Source organism: Janibacter hoylei PVAS-1 (genome assembly GCF_004025845.1).
GTDB classification, from domain to species: Bacteria; Actinomycetota; Actinomycetes; order Actinomycetales; family Dermatophilaceae; genus Janibacter; species Janibacter hoylei.
Genome location: NZ_PIPF01000010.1, coordinates 321017 through 338294, shown reverse-complemented (window position 1 = coordinate 338294; position 17278 = coordinate 321017). Strand labels below are relative to the sequence as shown.

14 protein-coding genes are annotated in these 17278 nt (G+C 72.4%); 7 read left to right on the top strand and 7 right to left on the bottom strand.

Features of this window, described 5'->3' with window-relative positions:
* The first annotated feature begins 55 nt into the window (after positions 1-55).
* Entirely contained in the window at positions 56-1513 is a 1458-nt protein-coding gene (locus CWN80_RS11645; RefSeq protein ID WP_007926833.1) for an HAD-IB family hydrolase, read from the top strand.
* A 9-nt stretch (positions 1514-1522) separates the two neighbouring features.
* On the opposite strand, the gene CWN80_RS11640 is transcribed toward CWN80_RS11645, so the two are convergent.
* Positions 1523-2233, bottom strand: coding sequence for a FadR/GntR family transcriptional regulator (locus CWN80_RS11640; RefSeq protein ID WP_007926836.1), 711 nt, complete (start codon positions 2231-2233; stop codon positions 1523-1525).
* Positions 2234-2368: 135 nt separating this feature from the next.
* Between CWN80_RS11640 and CWN80_RS11635 the strand changes: the two genes are divergently transcribed.
* Positions 2369-3769 carry a GntP family permease gene (locus tag CWN80_RS11635; protein ID WP_007926838.1) on the top strand — a complete coding sequence of 467 codons (1401 nt, stop codon included), beginning with the start codon at positions 2369-2371 and terminating at the stop codon, positions 3767-3769.
* Positions 3769-4293: a gluconokinase gene (locus tag CWN80_RS11630; RefSeq protein ID WP_007926840.1), complete on the top strand. Its 525-nt coding sequence runs from the start codon at positions 3769-3771 to the stop codon at positions 4291-4293. Before CWN80_RS11635 ends, CWN80_RS11630 begins: the two co-directional genes overlap by 1 nt.
* 32 nt (positions 4294-4325) lie before the next feature.
* Here the strand turns inward: CWN80_RS11630 and CWN80_RS11625 are convergent, their stop codons facing one another.
* Positions 4326-5453, bottom strand: coding sequence for a diacylglycerol/lipid kinase family protein (locus CWN80_RS11625; protein WP_040881107.1), 1128 nt, complete (start codon positions 5451-5453; stop codon positions 4326-4328).
* 99 nt (positions 5454-5552) lie between these two features.
* Here CWN80_RS11625 and serS point away from each other — a divergent pair, with 99 nt between their 5' ends.
* Positions 5553-6884 (top strand): serine--tRNA ligase, encoded by a 1332-nt coding sequence (serS, locus tag CWN80_RS11620; protein WP_007926842.1) that lies wholly within the window; start codon positions 5553-5555, stop codon positions 6882-6884.
* A gap of 80 nt (positions 6885-6964) precedes the next feature.
* On the top strand, positions 6965-9700 hold the full coding sequence (locus CWN80_RS11615) for a helix-turn-helix transcriptional regulator (RefSeq protein ID WP_007926844.1): 2736 nt from the start codon (positions 6965-6967) through the stop codon (positions 9698-9700).
* Between the two features lie 47 nt (positions 9701-9747).
* On the opposite strand, the gene CWN80_RS11610 is transcribed toward CWN80_RS11615, so the two are convergent.
* The 3 genes from CWN80_RS11610 to CWN80_RS11600 all read right to left on the bottom strand — a co-directional run bounded on the left by CWN80_RS11610 (position 9748) and on the right by CWN80_RS11600 (position 12271).
* Positions 9748-10596: an ABC transporter permease gene (locus CWN80_RS11610; protein WP_007926846.1), complete on the bottom strand. Its 849-nt coding sequence runs from the start codon at positions 10594-10596 to the stop codon at positions 9748-9750.
* The gene (locus CWN80_RS11605) at positions 10593-11558 is read right to left on the bottom strand and encodes a daunorubicin resistance protein DrrA family ABC transporter ATP-binding protein (RefSeq protein WP_040881108.1); all 966 of its coding nucleotides are present in this window, start codon (positions 11556-11558) and stop codon (positions 10593-10595) included. Before CWN80_RS11605 ends, CWN80_RS11610 begins: the two co-directional genes overlap by 4 nt.
* Before the next feature lie 62 nt (positions 11559-11620).
* Positions 11621-12271 carry a DedA family protein gene (locus CWN80_RS11600; RefSeq protein WP_007926850.1) on the bottom strand — a complete coding sequence of 217 codons (651 nt, stop codon included), beginning with the start codon at positions 12269-12271 and terminating at the stop codon, positions 11621-11623.
* A 39-nt stretch (positions 12272-12310) separates the two neighbouring features.
* Here CWN80_RS11600 and CWN80_RS11595 point away from each other — a divergent pair, with 39 nt between their 5' ends.
* A complete protein-coding gene (locus tag CWN80_RS11595) occupies positions 12311-12997 on the top strand; it encodes a TrmH family RNA methyltransferase (RefSeq protein WP_051987936.1) in 687 nt (228 codons plus the stop codon).
* Between the two features lie 21 nt (positions 12998-13018).
* Here CWN80_RS11595 and CWN80_RS11590 read toward each other — a convergent pair whose 3' ends face one another.
* On the bottom strand, positions 13019-14320 hold the full coding sequence (locus CWN80_RS11590) for an acyltransferase family protein (RefSeq protein ID WP_007926852.1): 1302 nt from the start codon (positions 14318-14320) through the stop codon (positions 13019-13021).
* Positions 14321-14453: 133 nt separating this feature from the next.
* Positions 14454-15980 (bottom strand): sodium/proline symporter PutP, encoded by a 1527-nt coding sequence (gene putP / locus CWN80_RS11585; protein WP_007926853.1) that lies wholly within the window; start codon positions 15978-15980, stop codon positions 14454-14456.
* Positions 15981-16057: 77 nt separating this feature from the next.
* Here putP and CWN80_RS11580 point away from each other — a divergent pair, with 77 nt between their 5' ends.
* Positions 16058-17275, top strand: a complete 1218-nt coding sequence (locus CWN80_RS11580; RefSeq protein ID WP_007926854.1) for a pyridoxal phosphate-dependent aminotransferase — start codon at positions 16058-16060, stop codon at positions 17273-17275.
* Positions 17276-17278 lie beyond the last annotated feature (3 nt).

Genomic DNA, 17278 nt, shown 5'->3' with positions numbered 1-17278 from the left:
CACGTTAGACGTCGCGCGGGTGTCCGTGAGTCCCTCACGTCGATAGCCTCGCGACATGACCGGTGCTGCCTTCTTCGACCTCGACCGCACCCTGCTGCCCAAGGCCTCCGGTCCGGCGCTGTCCGCAGCCATGCGGCAGACCGGGGTCGTCTCGGCCCGGATGCCCGGCGAGGCGCTCCTCTTCGGCTACTTCAACCTCCTCGGCGAGTCCCTCGGGTCGATCGCGCTCGCCCGCCAGGCGGTCCTCGTGGCCAAAGGCAAGCCGGCCGACGCCTTCGACGACGCCGCGCAGCTCGCGGCCGACGTTCTCGAGCCGATGGTCGGGCCCTTCGCCCGGATGCTGATCGACGAGCACCACGAGGCCGGGCGCCCGGTCGTCCTCGCGACGACGACGCCGGAGCACCTCGTCCTGCCGCTCGCCGAGCGGCTCGGCATCGACTACGTCATCGCCACCCGCTACGAGGTCGGTGACGACGGGCGCTTCACGGGACGCAACGACGGGCACTTCGTGTGGTCGATGGGCAAGATCGCCGCCGTCCGCGACTTCGCGGAGGAGGAGGGCATCGACCTGGACGCCTCCTTTGCCTACTCCGACTCGATCTACGACGCGCCCCTGCTGCGGGCCGTCGGCAACCCCGGCGCGGTCAACCCCGACCCGCGCCTGCAGGCCCTCGCCATCGCCGCGCGCTGGCCGGTCCTGCACTTCGACACCTCGCCCGGCGTGATGAAGCTGCCGGTCATCGGCGTGGAGCTGCAGCGTGCCATCGCCCTGCTCTCGCGACCCGAGGTCTTCCCGTACGCGAAGTTCACCGTCCGCGGGACCGAGCACATCCCGGACGCCGGGCCGGCGATCCTCGTCGGCAACCACCGCTCCTACTTCGACCTCGTCGCGATGGCCGTCGCCTTCCGCCGCACGCCCCGCTCGGCGCGCTTCCTCGGCAAGAAGGAGCTCTTCGACGTGCCCGGCCTGGGCACGGTCTTCCGGGCCGGCGGTGGCATCAGCGTCGACCGGCGCCAGGACGACCCCGACAGCCCCGACGCCTTCGCCTCGGCGGTGCGGGCCATCCGCGGCGGCGAGCTCGTCGCGATGATGCCGGAGGGGACGATCCCGCGCGGCATCCCCTTCTTCGAGCCCGGCATGACCGGCTTCCCGGGGGCGGCCCGCCTGGCCCACCTCACCCATGCGCCGGTCATCCCCTTCGCCATCACGGGGACCGAAAAGGTCTGGCCGCGCAGCGCCAAGCTGCCGCGGATGCTCACCAACCCGCTGACCCGGCCGGAGGTGACGGTGACCTTCGGCGAGCCGGTCGAGCTGAAGTACCGGTCGGTGCCGCGCGACATGGAGCGGGTCTTCGACGCCATCACCGACCTGCTGCCCGACGAGGTCCGCACGCCCCCGCGGCCGACCCTGGCCGAGCTGGCCCTGACCTATCCCGACGGGCGGGTGCCGGTCGAGGACCGCTGGTACGCGGCGGACGTCGACGACGACGAGGTCGTCGAGTACGGCGAGTGACCGCCGAGGTCAGCCGACGGCGTCGATCTCGTCCATCGCGTCCTGCGCCTCGGTGACGATCCGCCGGGTCGTCTCCTCCGCCAGGTCGGGGTGGCCGTCGGCGATCGCGCGGGCGACCTCCGCGTGCCAGTCGATCGCGCCCTGCTCGGGGATCGCGGGCATGAGGTCGTGCTCCGTCCGTCCGGTGAGCGCCTCGGCGACGAAGGGGGCGAAGCCCGACAGCAGTGCATTGCCCGACGCCTCGAGCAGGGTCTGGTGGAAGACGATGTCGTGGGCGAGGTAGGCCTGCAGGTCGCCCTCCGGTCCGGTGGCGGCCATCCCCTCGGCGGCCTCGCGCAGACGGGTGGCCTGCTCGGGGGTCGCCCGCTGGGCGGCCAGCCAGGCGGCCTGCGGCTCGACACCGCGGCGCAGCTCGCTCACCTCGCGCAGCTGTGCGAGTCGCTGCGGGCCCTCGAGGCGCCAGCGGATGATGACCGGGCTCAGCGCCTCCCAGGCGCTCTCGGGCTGGATCGTCACCCCCACGCGGCGGCGTGAGGTGACGACGCCGAGCGACTCGAGCACCTTGACGACCTCGCGCACGACGGTGCGGGAGACGCCGTAGCGACCCTCGAGCTGCTCCATCGAGCAGACGTCCCCTGCGGCGAGCGTGCCCGAGGTGAGGTCGGCGCCGATCTGCGTCAGCACGCTGTGGTGCAGGCCCCCGCCCTGCGTCCTCGTCATGCGCCGGATTGTCCCATGCGTGATGGCGCTCCTCCAAGGAATGAGATGACGATTGCTTGCACAATAAGCATACGTTTGCCACAGTGAGTCCGCTGGGCGCCCGCCCGACTCCCTTGTTCACCCGGAGGACCGAAGATGTTTCTCGTCGAGGATGCCGTGCCCGAGCCCGCCTACGGGTCCGGCCCGCTGCTCGCGATCGCCGCGGCAGCCGTGGCGCTGCTGCTCCTGCTCATCATCCGCTTCAAGGTGCACGCCTTCGTCGCGCTGGTGCTCGTCAGCTTCCTCACCGCCCTCGCGACGAAGATCGCTCCCGCCGACGTCGTGACCACCCTGACCGACGGCTTCGGGACGACCCTGGCCTCGGTCGCGCTGCTCGTCGGGCTCGGCGCGATGATCGGTCGCCTGCTCGAGGTCACCGGCGGCGCCCAGGTGCTCGCCGACACCCTCATCACCCGCTTCGGCGAGGACCGGGCTCCCTTCGCGCTGGGTGTGGCCTCGCTGCTCTTCGGCTTCCCCATCTTCTTCGACGCCGGCCTCGTCGTCATGCTGCCGATCATCTTCAGTGTCGCGCGACGCTTCGGCGGGTCGGTCCTGCGCTATGCCCTCCCCGCCGCCGGTGCCTTCGCCGTCATGCACGCCTTCGTCCCGCCGCACCCCGGCCCGGTCGCCGCGGCCGACCTCGTCGGCGCCGACATCGGCCTGCTCCTCGTCTTCGGCCTCCTCGTCGGCCTGCCGACGTGGTTCCTCGCGTCCTACCTCTACGGCGTGTGGGCCGGCAGCCGCTACATGGTCGACGTGCCGGACCTGCTCTCCGGTGGCCCCGTCCCCGAGACGAAGGGGGAGACCCGCCTGCCCTCCTTCGGCCTGGTCCTCGCCGTGCTGCTGCTGCCGATGGTGCTGATCTTCGTCGACACCGGCCTCAACACCCTCGCGACGCAGGGCGTCGTCGACGGTGACGCGACGTGGGTGGCCGCGCTGCGGATCATCGGCAAGACGCCGATCGCCCTGCTCATCACGACGCTCTTCGCGATGGTCGTCCTCGGCTGGCGGCGCCGCTCGATGGCCGACGTCGAGACGATCATGAACGACGCCCTCGCCCCCGTCTGCGCCATCATCCTCATCACCGGTGCCGGTGGGATGTTCGGTGGTGTGCTGCGCGCGAGCGGCATCGGCCAGGCGCTCGCCGAGACCCTCGAGTCCACCGGGCTGCCGGTCATCGTCGCCGCCTTCGTCGTCTCCGCGGCGCTGCGCGTCGCCCAGGGCAGCGCCACGGTCGCGCTGACGACCGCCGCGGGTCTCATGGCCCCGACGATCGAGGCCTCGTCGGGCCTGACCTCGATCGATCTCGTGCTCGTCGTCATCGCCATCGCCGGTGGCGCCACCGTGCTCTCGCACGTCAACGACTCGGGCTTCTGGCTCGTCGGCCGCTTCCTCGGCATGGACGAAAAGACGACGCTCAAGACGTGGACCGTCATGGAGACCCTCATCGGTGGCATCGGCTTCGTCCTCGCCTTCGCGCTGAGTCTGGTGCTGTGATGAGCGTCCACGTCGTCGCGATGGGCGTCTCCGGCAGCGGCAAGAGCACCGTGGCCGAGGGCGTCGTCGAGCGGACCGGCTGGGTCTTCGCGGAGGCCGATGCCTTCCACCCGCAGGCCAACATCGACAAGATGTCGCAGGGGATCCCGCTCACCGACGAGGACCGGTGGCCGTGGCTGCGCGACCTCGCGGCCTGGATGGCCGAGCACGCGGCGCGGGGTGAGGACACCGTCATCACCTGCTCAGCGCTCAAGCGGGTCTACCGCGACGTGCTCCGCGCCGACGTGGCCGCCCTCGGGGCCGGTCACCGGGTCGTCTTCGCGCACCTCGACGGCTCGGCGGAGGTCATCGCCGAGCGGCTCTCGGGGCGTAAGGGGCACTTCATGCCCGCCTCGCTGCTCCAGTCGCAGATCGACACCCTGGAGGACCTCGAGCCCGACGAGGACGGCCTAGAGCTCGACCTCACCGCCGCGCCCGACGACCTTGTCGACCAGGTCATGGCGCAGGTCGTCCCCGCGCGCTGACCCCCTTCGCCAGAGGCCTGCCCGCCCGGGGCTCAGACCCCCGAGACCCGCACGACGAGCGCCTGCCGGTCGACCGTCACCCGCAGTCGCGATGCCTCGCCGATGACATCGCCGTCGACCTGTACCGGGTGCGGCTCGTCGACGACCGCGGTGTACTCGGCACCGCTCGTGCGGATGAGCTCCTGACCCGCCTTGTCGGAGCGGCCGAGGACCCGCACCGCGATCGAGCCCCACCCGACGAGGGTCTTGGGCGCGACGACGATCCCGTCGACGAGGCCGTCGTCGAGACGGGCCGAGGGGATGAGCTGGATGCCGCCCGTGAGGGTGCCGCAGTTGCCGAAGAGGATCGTGCGGGCGAGCACCGGCCGCTGCTCCCGGCCGTCGATGCTCCACCGGACGCGAAATCGCTGGATGAAGATGCTCTTGATGCCCGTGACGAAGTAGGCCGACCAGCCGACCCGCGCCTTGAGCTGCTCGCTCGTGTTGCCCATGATCGCCGCGTCGAAGCCCATGCCGGCCATGACGAGGAAGGGGTGCCGGTCCACGGGTGGGCCCTCGACCGGCTCCTCGGCCTGGCCGGAGTCGTCGGTGGCCGCCTCCTCCGCGGGGTCCAGCTCGAGCCACGCGACGTCGATCGCCTTGTTGCGCCCGCTGCAGGCGACGCGCAGGGCCTCGGTGAGGTCGCCGGCGACGGGGATGTCGAGGTTGCGGGCGAGCAGGTTGCCGGTGCCGCGGGGCAGCAGCCCCATCGGGGTCCGGGTCCCGGCGAGGGCGACCGCCACGGCGCGGATCGTGCCGTCGCCACCGAGCGGGCAGACGACGTCGACGCCGGCCTCGAGGGCCTCGCGGGCCTGCCCCGTCCCGGGGTCCTCGGCGGTCGTCTCGATGTAGAGCGGCTCGGACCAGCCCAGCGCGGCGCTCGCCGCCGTCAGCTCACGGCGGGTCGCCGCGACGTCGTCGAACTTCGTCGGGTTGATGATGATCGCCGCGCGGCGAGGGCGCTCCGGCGCGCCGTCGCGGCGGAAGCTGCCGCGGGTCGGGCGTGGCCGCGCGTGACGGGCGCGAGCCGCGCCGGGGCCGGCGAGGACGAGGGCGATGATGACGCCGACGAGGGCCAGCGAGAGGGCGAGCGCGAGCGCCAAGAGGGTCCAGTCCGACACGGCCGTGACGCTACCCGACCCACGCCGTCGCGGTGGCGTCGCGCTCGCGCCCGACGAGGGCGGGAGGGCCCGCGGCCCATCGCGGATATCCTGCGTCACGTGATCGACCTCAAGTTCCTGCGTGACCAGCCCGATGCCGTCCGCGCGAGCCAGCGCGCCCGTGGCGAGGACGAGTCCCTCGTCGACGCCGTCCTCGCGGCCGACGAGCGCCGCCGCGAGGCCATCGGTGCCTTCGAGTCAGCGCGCGCGGAGCAAAAGGCGGCGAGCAAGGAGCTCGGCCCGCTCATGGGCCGGCTCAAGAAGGCCGAGAAGGCCGGCGAGGACGTCACGCTCGTGGCCGAGCTCGAGGCCGAGGCTGCCGCGCTGCGGGACAAGGGCGCGGCGCTGTCGGCCCGGGTCAAGGAGCTCGAGGCCGCGGCGGAGGCGGCGAAGGGGGAGCTGGACACCTCCCTTCGTCAGATCGGCAACGTCATCCAGGAGGGAGTCCCCGCCGGCGGCGAGGAGGACTTCGACCTGCTCGAGGAGGTCGGGACCCCGCGCGACTTTGCCGCGGAGGGCTTCGAGCCCAAGGACCACCTCGAGCTCGGTGAGCTGCTCGGCGCCATCGACATGGAGCGTGGGGCCAAGGTGAGCGGCAGCCGCTTCTACTACCTCACCGGCATCGGCGCCCGGCTCGAGACCGCTCTCATGAGCCTGGCCCAGCAGATCGCCGCGGAGGAGGGCTTCACCCAGCTCGTCGTCCCCAACCTCGTGCGCGCCGAGACGATGGCCGGCGCCGGCTTCCTCGACGCGCACGGCGACGAGGTCTACCACCTGCCCGCCGACGACCTCTACCTCACCGGCACCTCCGAGGTCGCGCTCGCCGGCTACCACGCCGACGAGATCCTCGACCTGCGCGACGGCCCGCTGCGCTATGCCGCGACCTCGACCTGCTACCGCCGCGAGGCGGGCAGCTACGGCAAGGACACCCGCGGCATCTTCCGGGTCCACCAGTTCCAGAAGACCGAGATGTTCGTCTTCTGCCGGCCCGAGGACGCCCAGGCCGAGCACGACAACCTGCTGCGCATCGAGCGGCGGGTGCTCGAGGCCCTCGAGCTGCCCTACCGCGTCATCGACGTCGCCGCCGGCGACCTCGGCGGTCCCGCCTCGCGCAAGTACGACTGCGAGGCGTGGGTCCCCACCCAGGGCAGCTACCGCGAACTGACGTCGACGAGCAACTGCACGACCTTCCAGGCGCGCAGGCTGCGCATCCGCGAGCGTCAGGCCGACGGAGGTGGCACCCGGACGGTCGCCACCCTCAACGGCACCGCCATCACGAGCACTCGCCCGATCGTCGCGATCCTGGAAAACCACCAGCAGGCCGACGGATCGGTCCGGGTGCCGAGCGCGCTGCAACCCTTCCTCGGCACCGAGGTCATCTCCCCCCGGTGACACCCGCTCGACCGACCCGCGGTGTAGCCCGCGCAGGCCTGCGGGCTACGTTGGAGGGGTCCGACGACGGAGGAGCTCGCGTGCATCTCGCTGCGCAGCACGACCTGGGCGGAGTCCCCGCCCCGGTCGGACGTGCCCGGCTGGTCGCCGCCGTCACCGCGCGCGTCCTCGACGGACAGGCGATCGCGGTCCACGGCCCACGGGGCATGGGACGCAGCACCTTCCTCGACCTCGTCGCCGCCGGACTGCCCCAGGTCGTCGCCGTGCGCCTGCAGCGCCCGGGCGTCGCCGGCCACGGCGCGACGCTCATCGCGCAGGCCTTCGAGGACGACGTCCTGGACGAGCTGCCCGCGAGCATGCGGACGGTGCTCCTCGACGCCGAGGCCCGGGCCGACGCCCCCGGCAGCCGGCTGGCCGATGCACTGACCGAGCTGCTCACCGCGCGGGCGTCGCGGGCCCCCTTCGTCCTCGTCGTCGACGACGCCCAGCACCTCGACGAGTCCAGCCTCACCGCCCTGCGGGTGGCCGCGGGGCGCTCACTCGGGCCCGGCGCGGTCGGCATGCTCCTCGGGGTGGGGCCGGGCGAGCCGGTCGGGAGCGCCGGCTTCGTCCCCACCCCCGGCCAGGTGCGCGAGGTGCCGGTGCTGCACATCGACCTCGAGCCGCTCGCCGGGGCCGACACCGTCGAGATGCTCGCCGCCGTCGGCGTGCCGACCGACACCGCCCTGTGGGCGCACCGCGAGTCCGGTGGCAACCCCGGGATCGCGCACGAGATCGCCGCGACCGCCGACGAGTTCTCGCCGTCGACCGTCTCCCGGGCCGAGTACGCGCGGGCTCGTGAGCGGGTGCAGCCGCTGTCCGAGGTGGTGCTCGCCACCCTGCGACGGATCGCGGTCATGCACCAGCCGACCGTCGAGGTGCTCATCCGCCTCGGGGGCCGGGAAGCCGCGCAGAGCATCCGCACGGCCCGCGCCCTGGCCCTCGTCGTCGACGAGGACGACTACCTGCGTCTCACGCCGGGGGCGCTCGCCGACGTCCTGCTCGAGTCGGTCGACAGCGACGAGCTCGTCCGGCTGCACCGCGAGCTGGCCGACCACGCCGGGAGCGAGGCACTGACCCGCTACCACCGCGCCCTGGCGGGCGATCCGTCGACGCGGCCGGCCGACCTGGCCTCCTCCGCCGCGGCTGCCGCAGCGCGTGGCGAGCACGACCTCGCGGCGCACCTCTACCTGCTCGCCGCCGACGCCGGGACCCCGCAGCGGGCCGAGTGGCTCACCTGCTGCCTCGAAAACGCGGTGATCGGCAAGGAGACCCGTGTGCTGCACCGGGCCATCGAGGGCGCTGCCGAACTCACCGAGCCCCACCAGCGAGTGCGGGCCGACCTCGCCCTGCTCGAGCTCGACGACAGCTCGCCCGACGAGGTGCTCATCGCCGCGCTGCACGCCTCCGAGCGCCACCCCGAGCTGCAGGCGCGGGTGCTCCTCCAGCGCGCCCGCATCCTCCTCGGCACGCACGAGCTGCGCACCGCGCTCGACCTGGCGCGGCGATCCGTCGACCTGGCGGGGCGCGCGGGCCGCCCGGACATCGAGGTCGAGGCGCTCACGGTGGCCGCCTCCGTCAGCCGGTCCCTCGGCGAAGGGAGTGCCCGCGAGCTCATCGAGCAGGCGGCCTCGCTCGCCGGACCGCCCCGCCCGGGCCAGGTGCACACCTCCCCGCGCTACATCGCCGCCCGCTTCGCCCTCCACGACGACGACCTGCGCCGCGCCCGGTCCGAGTTCGTCGACCTGCTGGCGGGGGTCGGCCCGGACGCCGGGTACGACACGGTGCACGTGCTGCGCAGCCTCGTCGAGGTCGTCGCCCGCCAGGGTCGGGGCCGGGAGGCACTCGAACTGGCGGCGCGGGCCACCCGTGCGGCCTCACACTTCCACACGCCGGTCGCGACGACCTGGTACATCGAGGCCTTGGCGGAGCTCGTCGGGGGCACCTTCGAGCGGGCGGCCCTCATCAGCTCGCGTGGCGTGGACCTCGCTCGGGAGCAGGGGGACGAGCGCTACCTGCGCCGGCAGCTGGCCCAGCTGGGGCTGGCTCGTCTGCACCTCGACGAGCTCGATGCGGCCGTGGCGGCGTACCGCGAGCTGCGGCGGATCGACGCGGCGAGCGGCATCCGCGACGTGACCGCCCTGCGCTGGCACACCGATGCGGTGACGGCGCTCGCACTCGTCGGGGAGACCGACGAGGCGGCGGCGCTGCTCGCCGAGGTCCGGTCGGCCGTCGAGGTGGGTCTCGGTGCCCCCGGCACGGGGATCGCCGCGGATCGCGCCGAGGCCGAGATCGCGGCTGCCGAGGGGGACCTCGACGGTGCCCGGCTGCTGGTGACCCGCTCCGCCACGGCGGCGGCGGAGCGTCGCCTGCCGATCGAGCAGGCCCGTTCGCTCGTGGCCCTGGCGCACATCGAGCGTCGGGCCCGGCGTACGGGCCGCAGCCTCGAGGCGGCGGCCCGCGCCCGCGAGGTGCTGCGGCCACTGCACGCAGACCCGTGGGCCGCCTGGGTGCAGGCCCGCTTCCCGGAGGGCGCGGCCCTGCACTCGCTGGAGCCGGAGGAGCCCGAGGGCGCCGACCCGCTGGCCCAGCTCACCCTCACCGAGCAGCAGGTCGCCGGGCTGGTCGCCGACGGCGCGAGCAACCGGGAGATCGCCCAGCGGTTGCACCTGAGCGTCAAGACCGTCGAGGGCACGCTGACGCGGATCTACCGCAAGAGCGGTGTGCGCTCACGCACGCAGCTGGCGACCTTGGTCCTCGGCCGCCGGTCGCGCTGACCCGGGGCGGGCTGAGCCCTCTACGGCAACCCGGTCGCGCGGCCGGGTCAGTCGGTCGTCCGTGCGTTGAAGGCCCGCAGTGCGAGCGGCGCGATGACCAGGGTGATGCCCACGGACCAGATGATCGTGGCCAGCTCCGGGTGGTGCAGCGGCCACGGGGCGTCGGCGCGCAGCGGCTGACCCGCGACGCCCCAGTTGTCACGCATCGCCTGACTGAGGGCTGAGATCGGGTTCCACTCGGCGACGGTGCGCAGCCAGCTCGGCATGACGTCGGTCCGCGCGAAGGCATTGGACAGGAAGGTGATCGGGAAGATCGTCGTGAACATCAGACCGTTGACCGCTTCGACCGATCGCATGGCCGACCCGACGAGGATCCCGATCCAGATCATCGCGAAGCCGAAGAGCAGGAGCAGCCCGTAGCCGATGAGCGCGTTGACCACGCCGTCGTGCAGCCGCCACCCGATGAAGAGCCCGGTGACCGACATGACCGCGACGCCGATGCTCGAGTGGATGAGCGCGGCGATGCTGCGCGAGATGAGGATCGACGAGCGACGGATCGGCAGCGACCGCAGCCGGTCGACCATGCCCTTGCCGATGTCGGTGTTGAGCCCGATGGCGACGATGAAGGCGCTGAAGGCGATCGTCTGGGCCATGATCCCGGGCAGCAGCCAGGGCTTGTAGTCGACGCCGGGGATCTGGATCGAGCCACCGAAGACGTAGGCGAAGAGCAGCACGAACATCACCGGCTGGATCGTCACGTCGGTGAGCATCTCGGGCTGCCGCTTGATGTGGGTCAGGTTGCGGCGGACCAGGGTGGTGATCTGCCGGACCCGACCGGCGCCGGTCGGTCGCGGGGCGACGGCCTCCGCGGGTGCTGCCTCTGCGTGGGCGGTCATGCCGGTGCCTCCTGGTTGGTGGCCTCCTCGGCCGCGTGACCGGTGAGGGAGAGGAAGACGTCGTCAAGGCTCGGCCGCTGCATGCCGAGGTCGTCGACCTCGATGCCCGCGCCGTCGAGGGCGCCGGCGATGCGGGTCAGGTCGGCGACACCCGCACCGGGCGCCGTCAGCCGCCGCGCGTCCGCGTCGACGTGGACCTCGCCGACGGCGCCGCGGACGAGCTCCGCGGCGCGGGAGACCTCGTCGTGGCGGGAGACGGTGACGACGAGGCTCGTCGCCCCAGACTGGTTCTTCAGCTCGAGCGGGGTTCCCTGGGCGATGATCCTCCCGTGGTCGATGACGCAGATCTGGTCCGCCAGCTGGTCGGCCTCGTCGAGGTACTGGGTCGTGAGCAGCAGGGTCGTGCCCTCACGGACGAGGTCACGCAGGACCTCCCACAGCTCCACCCGGCTGCGCGGGTCCAGACCCGTCGTCGGCTCGTCGAGGAAGAGCACCGACGGGTGCGCGATGAGGCTGACCGCGAGGTCGATGCGCCGGCGCATGCCGCCGGAGTAGTCCTTGACGACCTTGTCGCCCGCCTCGGTGAGCGAGAAGCGCTCGAGGAGGTCCTCGACCCGGCGTCGCACCTCGCGCCCGGGCAGGCCGTAGAGGTCGCCGATGAGCCGGAGGTTTTCGCGCCCCGTCAGCAGGTCGTCGACGGTCGCCCCCTGGGCGGTCAGGCCCATGCTCGCCCGCACCGCGTCGGGCTCGCGCACGACGTCGTGGCCGGCGACGGTCGCCGTCCCCCGCGTCGGGGTGGCCAGCGTCGTCATCATGCGCACCGTCGTCGTCTTGCCGGCGCCGTTGGGCCCCAGGAGGCCGAAGACGGTGCCGCGAGGCACCTCGAAGCTCACGTCGTCGACGGCGACGACGTCGCCGAAGGTCTTGACGAGGCCGCGAGCCTCGATCACGGGGGAGGTCATGCTGGCAACGCTACGGGGCGGCACCGACAGCGCCCAGCGGATTTCCCTCCGAGGCTCGGGGGCTACTGCAGGGTCTCGACGTCGATGTGGTCGTCCGGGTCGTGGCGCCGGCGCACCGAGCGCCGCCACATCCACACGACGACCCCGAGGGCGGCGAGGATGATGAGGACGTAGACGACCTTGCTGATCGGGTCCATGTACTGCTCGACGAGGTGGTAGCGGTCGCCGAGCTGGTAGCCGAGCCACACGAAGAGGGTGTTCCAGATGAGCGAGCCGGCGGTCGTGTAGCCGAGGAACTTCGTCACGGGCATGCGGTCGATGCCGGCCGGGATCGAGATGAGGCTGCGGATGCCGGGGACGAAGCGGCCGAAGAAGACCGCCTTGGGCCCGTGCTTGCTGAACCAGGCGTCGGTCTTGTCGATGTCGGCGACGTCGACGAGCGGCATCCTGTGCGCGATGACCTTGAGCCGATCCAGGCCGAGGGCCGCGCCGATGCCGTAGAGCAGGAGCGCCCCGGCCACGGAGCCGAAGGTCGCCCACAGGACTGCCTCGACGATCGAGTAGCGCCCCTGGGCGGCCGTGAAGCCCGCGAGCGGCAGGATCACCTCGCTGGGAATGGGTGGGAAGACGTTTTCGAGGAAGATGCCGAGCGCGATGCCGGGCCCCCCGATCCGGTCCATGAGGTCGAGGACCCACTCGACGATGGTGTTCATGCGGCCCTTCCGAGGCGGTGACGTCTACGGTGGGGGCCCGTGAGCACCCCGGATGATCGACACAAGGCTACGGGCGCTCCCTTCGCGCCGGCTGTGAGCCACGGCGTGGGGCCGTGGGAGGGCGCGTGGCCGCAGGACCCGCGGCTCGACCCCGAGCTGCTGGGTGAGGGCGACCGGCGCAATGTCGAGGACCGCTACCGGTACTGGTCGCACGAGGCGATCACCGCCGACCTGGCGACGCGGCGGCACGCCTTCCACGTCGCGATCGAGAACTGGGAGCACGACTTCAACATCGGCTCCGTCGTGCGCACGGCCAATGCCCTGGGCGCCGCGGCCTTCCACATCGTCGGCAGGCGGCGGTGGAACAGGCGAGGGGCGATGGTGACCGACCGCTACCAGGTGGAGCACCACCACCCCGACGTCGCGGCCTTCGCGCAGTGGGCGGCGACGGCGGGCGAAGGTGGGACCCCCCTTCGCGTCGTCGGCATCGACAACGTGCCGGGCTCGGTCCCGATCGAGACCCACGACCTGCCCCGCGACTGCGTCCTCGTCCTCGGGCAGGAGGGCCCCGGCATCTCCCCGGAGATGCTCGCCGCCTGCGACGTCGTGCTCGAGATCAGCCAGTTCGGCTCGACCCGATCGATGAACGCCGGCGCCGCGGCAGCCATCGCCATGCACGCCTGGGTGCGGCGGCACACCTTCGGCCAGCGCCCCACGACTCCCTGAGGTCGCCGCGGGGCACCGGGGTCAGGCCCGCGGCGCGAGCGAGCGCAGCGGCACCATCCGCAGCAGGAGCAGGGCCGCGACCGGCAGCACCGGCCAGACCCAGTGCACGCCGTCGGCGGAGACGATGCCCGACTTCGCCATGACGGCCAGGCCGCCGCAGACCGCGACCGTCGCGACGAGGGGGCGCCACACGCGGGGGGCGGGCCGCAGGTCGACGCTCGGGTCCTCGAGCCGGCCGAAGACCGCGATGAGGGCGACGGTGACGACGCCGCAGACCGCGAACCACACCGGTCGGGTGGCCCACCAGGCGCCGGTGGCCGGCTCGAGGTGCAGGCCGCGCCCGCCGAGGGCGAGCGACAGGCCGACGAGGCCGAGCATCGCCGTCATGTGCCAGAGGTAGAGCGTCATGATCCGGGCGTTGACGGCGATCGTCGCCCGCCACGCGGCCGGTCGCTGCAGCCAGGCCTGGAGTCGGCGCTCGGCGAGCAGCGCCAGCCCGATCTGGAACATCCCGAGGAAGAGGAGCGTCACGCGGGCCGGGTAGGAGTTTTCCACCGGCTGCCCGGTGCCGACCATGCCGACCGGGTAGGGGCCGACCCACACGAGCGCTGAGACGGCGGCGAGGCCGAGGGCCGACAGAGCGAGCCGGCGGCGGGCGCCGTCGAGGGCGCCGTCACGCCAGGCGTAGCCGAGCTGGTGGACGCTCGCCCACACGAAGAGGTAGTTGAGGAAGCCGACGAGGATCGAGCCGGTCGAGATCGAGACGAGGTCGACGACCGCGGCGACGGCCATGCCGCCGACGAAGCTCCACCAGCCGTACCGCTCCCAGAGCGCCAGCGTCACCGGTGCCACGGCGACGACGAGGACGTAGGCGGCGAGGAACCACGTCGGCACGAGCGCCGACTGGCTCGCGGTGCGCAGCAGGTCGGGGGAGACGCCGGCGGCGACCCCGACCGAGCAGATGGCCAGCCAGGCGATGAGCAGCGGTAGCACCGGCGTCATCAGCCGGCGCAGTCGGGCGCGCTGCCACGTCGCCCAGGTGTCCCCCTTCGCCCGCGCGGAGCGCCACGACGTCGCATTGGCGTACCCGCCGACGAGGAAGAAGAGCGGCATGACCTGCAGCACCCAGGTGAGGCCCTGGAGGGGCGGTACGAGGTCGAGCGTGTTGGCCATCGCCAGCTCGCCGTCGCGCACGACCACGGCCGCCATGAGCCAGTGACCGAGCACGACGACGCCGATGGCGACGGCACGGTAGAGGTCGACCACCCGGTTGCGGGTGTCGGGCGTGGCCGCCGCGAGGCGGGAGATCGTCGTCGTGTCCATGCCGACCAGACTCCCGACCCGCGACGAAGGGGGGATCCGCGCGAGTACTCAGGTCCCCGGGACCCGATACTCACCCCGGGCCCACGCTCCCCGAGGAGGTCGCGCAGCGACCGTCTCGAGGGGCCGGGCCCGGCTACGGGGCGGCCGTCAGGTCGATGTCGCCCCGATCGCGCGCGAGGTCGCGCTCCATCCGGTCGAACTCCTCGCCGATGCCCGGCTCGTCGGTCCGCTGGGCCAGCGAGACGACGACGGCGACGAGCAGGTTGAGCAGGAAGCCCGGGAGGATCTCGTACATCCGGTCGCTCAGGCTGTCGATGTTGCCCCAGACGAAGACCGTGACGGCACCGACGATCATGCCGGCGAGCGCGCCGTGGGCGGTCAGGCGGCGCCAGTAGAGCGACAGCAGGACGATCGGGCCGAAGGCGGCACCGAAGCCGGCCCAGGCGAAGGCGACGAGCTCGAGGATCGCCGAGTCGGGGTCGAGCGCGAGGACGAGCCCGACGAGCGCGACGACGAGGACGCCGATGCGGCCGTAGACGAGCAGCGCCTTGTCCGAGGCCTTGCGGCCGGTGAGGTTGACGAGGTCCTCGACGAGCGCGGAGGAGCACACGACGAGCTGGCTCGACATCGTCGACATGATCGCGGCGAGCACGGCCGCGAGGACGAAGCCCGCGACGAGCGGGTGGAAGAAGATCTGCGACAGGAGCAGGAAGACCGTCTCCGGGTCGTCGATCTGCTTGGCCGGGTCGGGGCCGTTGAAGTACGCGATGCCGATGAGGGCGGTCGTGATCGCGCCGAGCGCGGTGATGATCATCCACGTCGTGCTGACGATGCGGCCGTAGTGGGCGTCGGCGGGGGTGCGCAGCGCCATGAAGCGCACGATGATGTGCGGCTGGCCGAAGTAGCCCAGGCCCCACGCGGCCGTGGAGAAGATGCTCAGCGCGAGCAGGCCGGCACCGTCGTCGCCGGCGAAGAGGTTGAAGACATCGGGGTTCACGGCGCGGGCCCCGTCGGCGATCTCGCCCGGCGAGCCGACCTTGAAGACGGCGACGATCGGCACGGCGACGAGGGCAGCAAACATCAGCAGGCCCTGCGCGACATCGGTGAGCGTCGCCCCGAGGAAGCCGCCGAAGAGCGTGTAGACGAGGGTGATCGCCGCGACGAGCAGCACGCCGTGCAGGTAGGTCCAGCCGAAGGAGCTCTCGAAGAACTTGCCGGCGGCGACCATGCCGGAGGAGACGTAGAAGGTGAAGAAGGCGAGGATGACGAGCGCGGCGACGACGCGCAGGACGTTGGTCCGGTCGCGCAGCCGACGGCCGAAGTAGCTCGGGATCGTGATCGAGTCGCCGGCGATCTCGGTGTAGGCGCGCAGCCGTGGGGCGACGAACTTCCAGTTGAGCCAGGCGCCGATCGTCAGACCGATGGCGATCCAGCTCTCGATGAGGCCGGAGGCGTAGATCGCTCCGGGTAGGCCCATGAGCAGCCAGCCGGACATGTCGGCGGCATTGGCCGACAGGGCGGCGACAGCCGGGTGGAGACCACGCTCGGCGAGCATGTACCCGTCGATGTTGCGGGTGCGGGTGTACGCGTAGTAGCCGATGGCGAGCATCGCCGCGAAGTACACGCCGGTGGCGATGAGCTGGTAGGTCGTCTCCGACACGGGGGTCCTCTCTGGAAGGTGTGGCCGGGCGACAGTACACCCGCACGTGGCCTGTATCACAGTGCGACCATGACCACATGACCTCTCCCTTCGCCCCCTCCTCCCGGTCCGCGGTCGCTCCCTTCGAGGTCATGGACGTCCTCGCCACGGTCGCCCGCATGCGCGCCGAGGGTCGCGAGGTCATCTCGCTGTGCGCGGGGGAGCCGAGCCAGGGCGCGCCCGGGCCGGTCCAGGCGGCGGCGGCCGCGATCCATGCCGAAGGGAGGCCGCTGGGCTACACCCCCGCGCTCGGTACCGCGGCGCTGCGCGCGGCGATCGCCGGCCACTACCGCCGCTGGTACGGCCTCGACGTCGACCCGACCGAGGTCGCGGTGACGACGGGCAGCTCGGGCGGCTTCGTCCTGGCCTTCCTCGCGGCCTTCGACCACGGCGACCGCGTCGCGCTCGCCAGGCCCGGCTACCCGGCCTACCGCAACATCCTCGCGGGCCTGGGCTGCGAGGTCGTCGACATCGCGACCGGTCCCGCCGAGCGCTACCAGCCGACCGTCGCCCAGCTCGAGGTCGAGCACGCCCGCTCACCCCTGGCGGGGCTCGTCCTCGCCTCGCCGGCCAACCCGACGGGGACGATGCTCGACCGCGGCGAGCTCACCGCGATCGCCGCGTGGTGCTCCGCCCACGGCGTGCGCCTGGTGAGCGACGAGATCTACCACGGCGTCACCTACGGCGAGGGTCCCGACGCGAAGGGGGTCTGCGCGCGCGAGGTGGACGAGCACGCGATCGTCGTCTCCTCCTTCAGCAAGTACTGGGGCATGACCGGGTGGCGTCTCGGCTGGCTCCTCGTGCCGCAGGACCTGCGGGCGGCGGTCGACGCGCTCGCCGGCAACATCGCGCTCTGCCCGCCGGCGGCGGCGCAGGAGGCGGCGGTGGCGGCCTTCTCCGAGGAGTCCTACCGGCAGTGCGAGGCGGCGCTCGTCGACTTCGGCCGGGCACGCGAGCTGCTGCTCGAGCGGGTGCCCGAGCTCGGTTGGGGCGCAGCGGCGCCGGCCGACGGTGCCTTCTACTACTGGGCCGACCTGGGTGACCAGCTCGCGGGCTTCGCCGACGCCCGGGAGTACGCGTCGGCGCTGCTCGAGGCGACCGGGGTCGCGGTGACACCCGGCGGCGATTTCGACCCGGTCGAGGGATCGCACTGCGTGCGCCTGTCACTGGCGGCCGGTCCCGAGGCCATCGCCGAGGCGCTCGAGCGGATCATCGCCTGGCAGGACTCCCGACGCTCCCCGGGCGCCCGCCGATGAGCC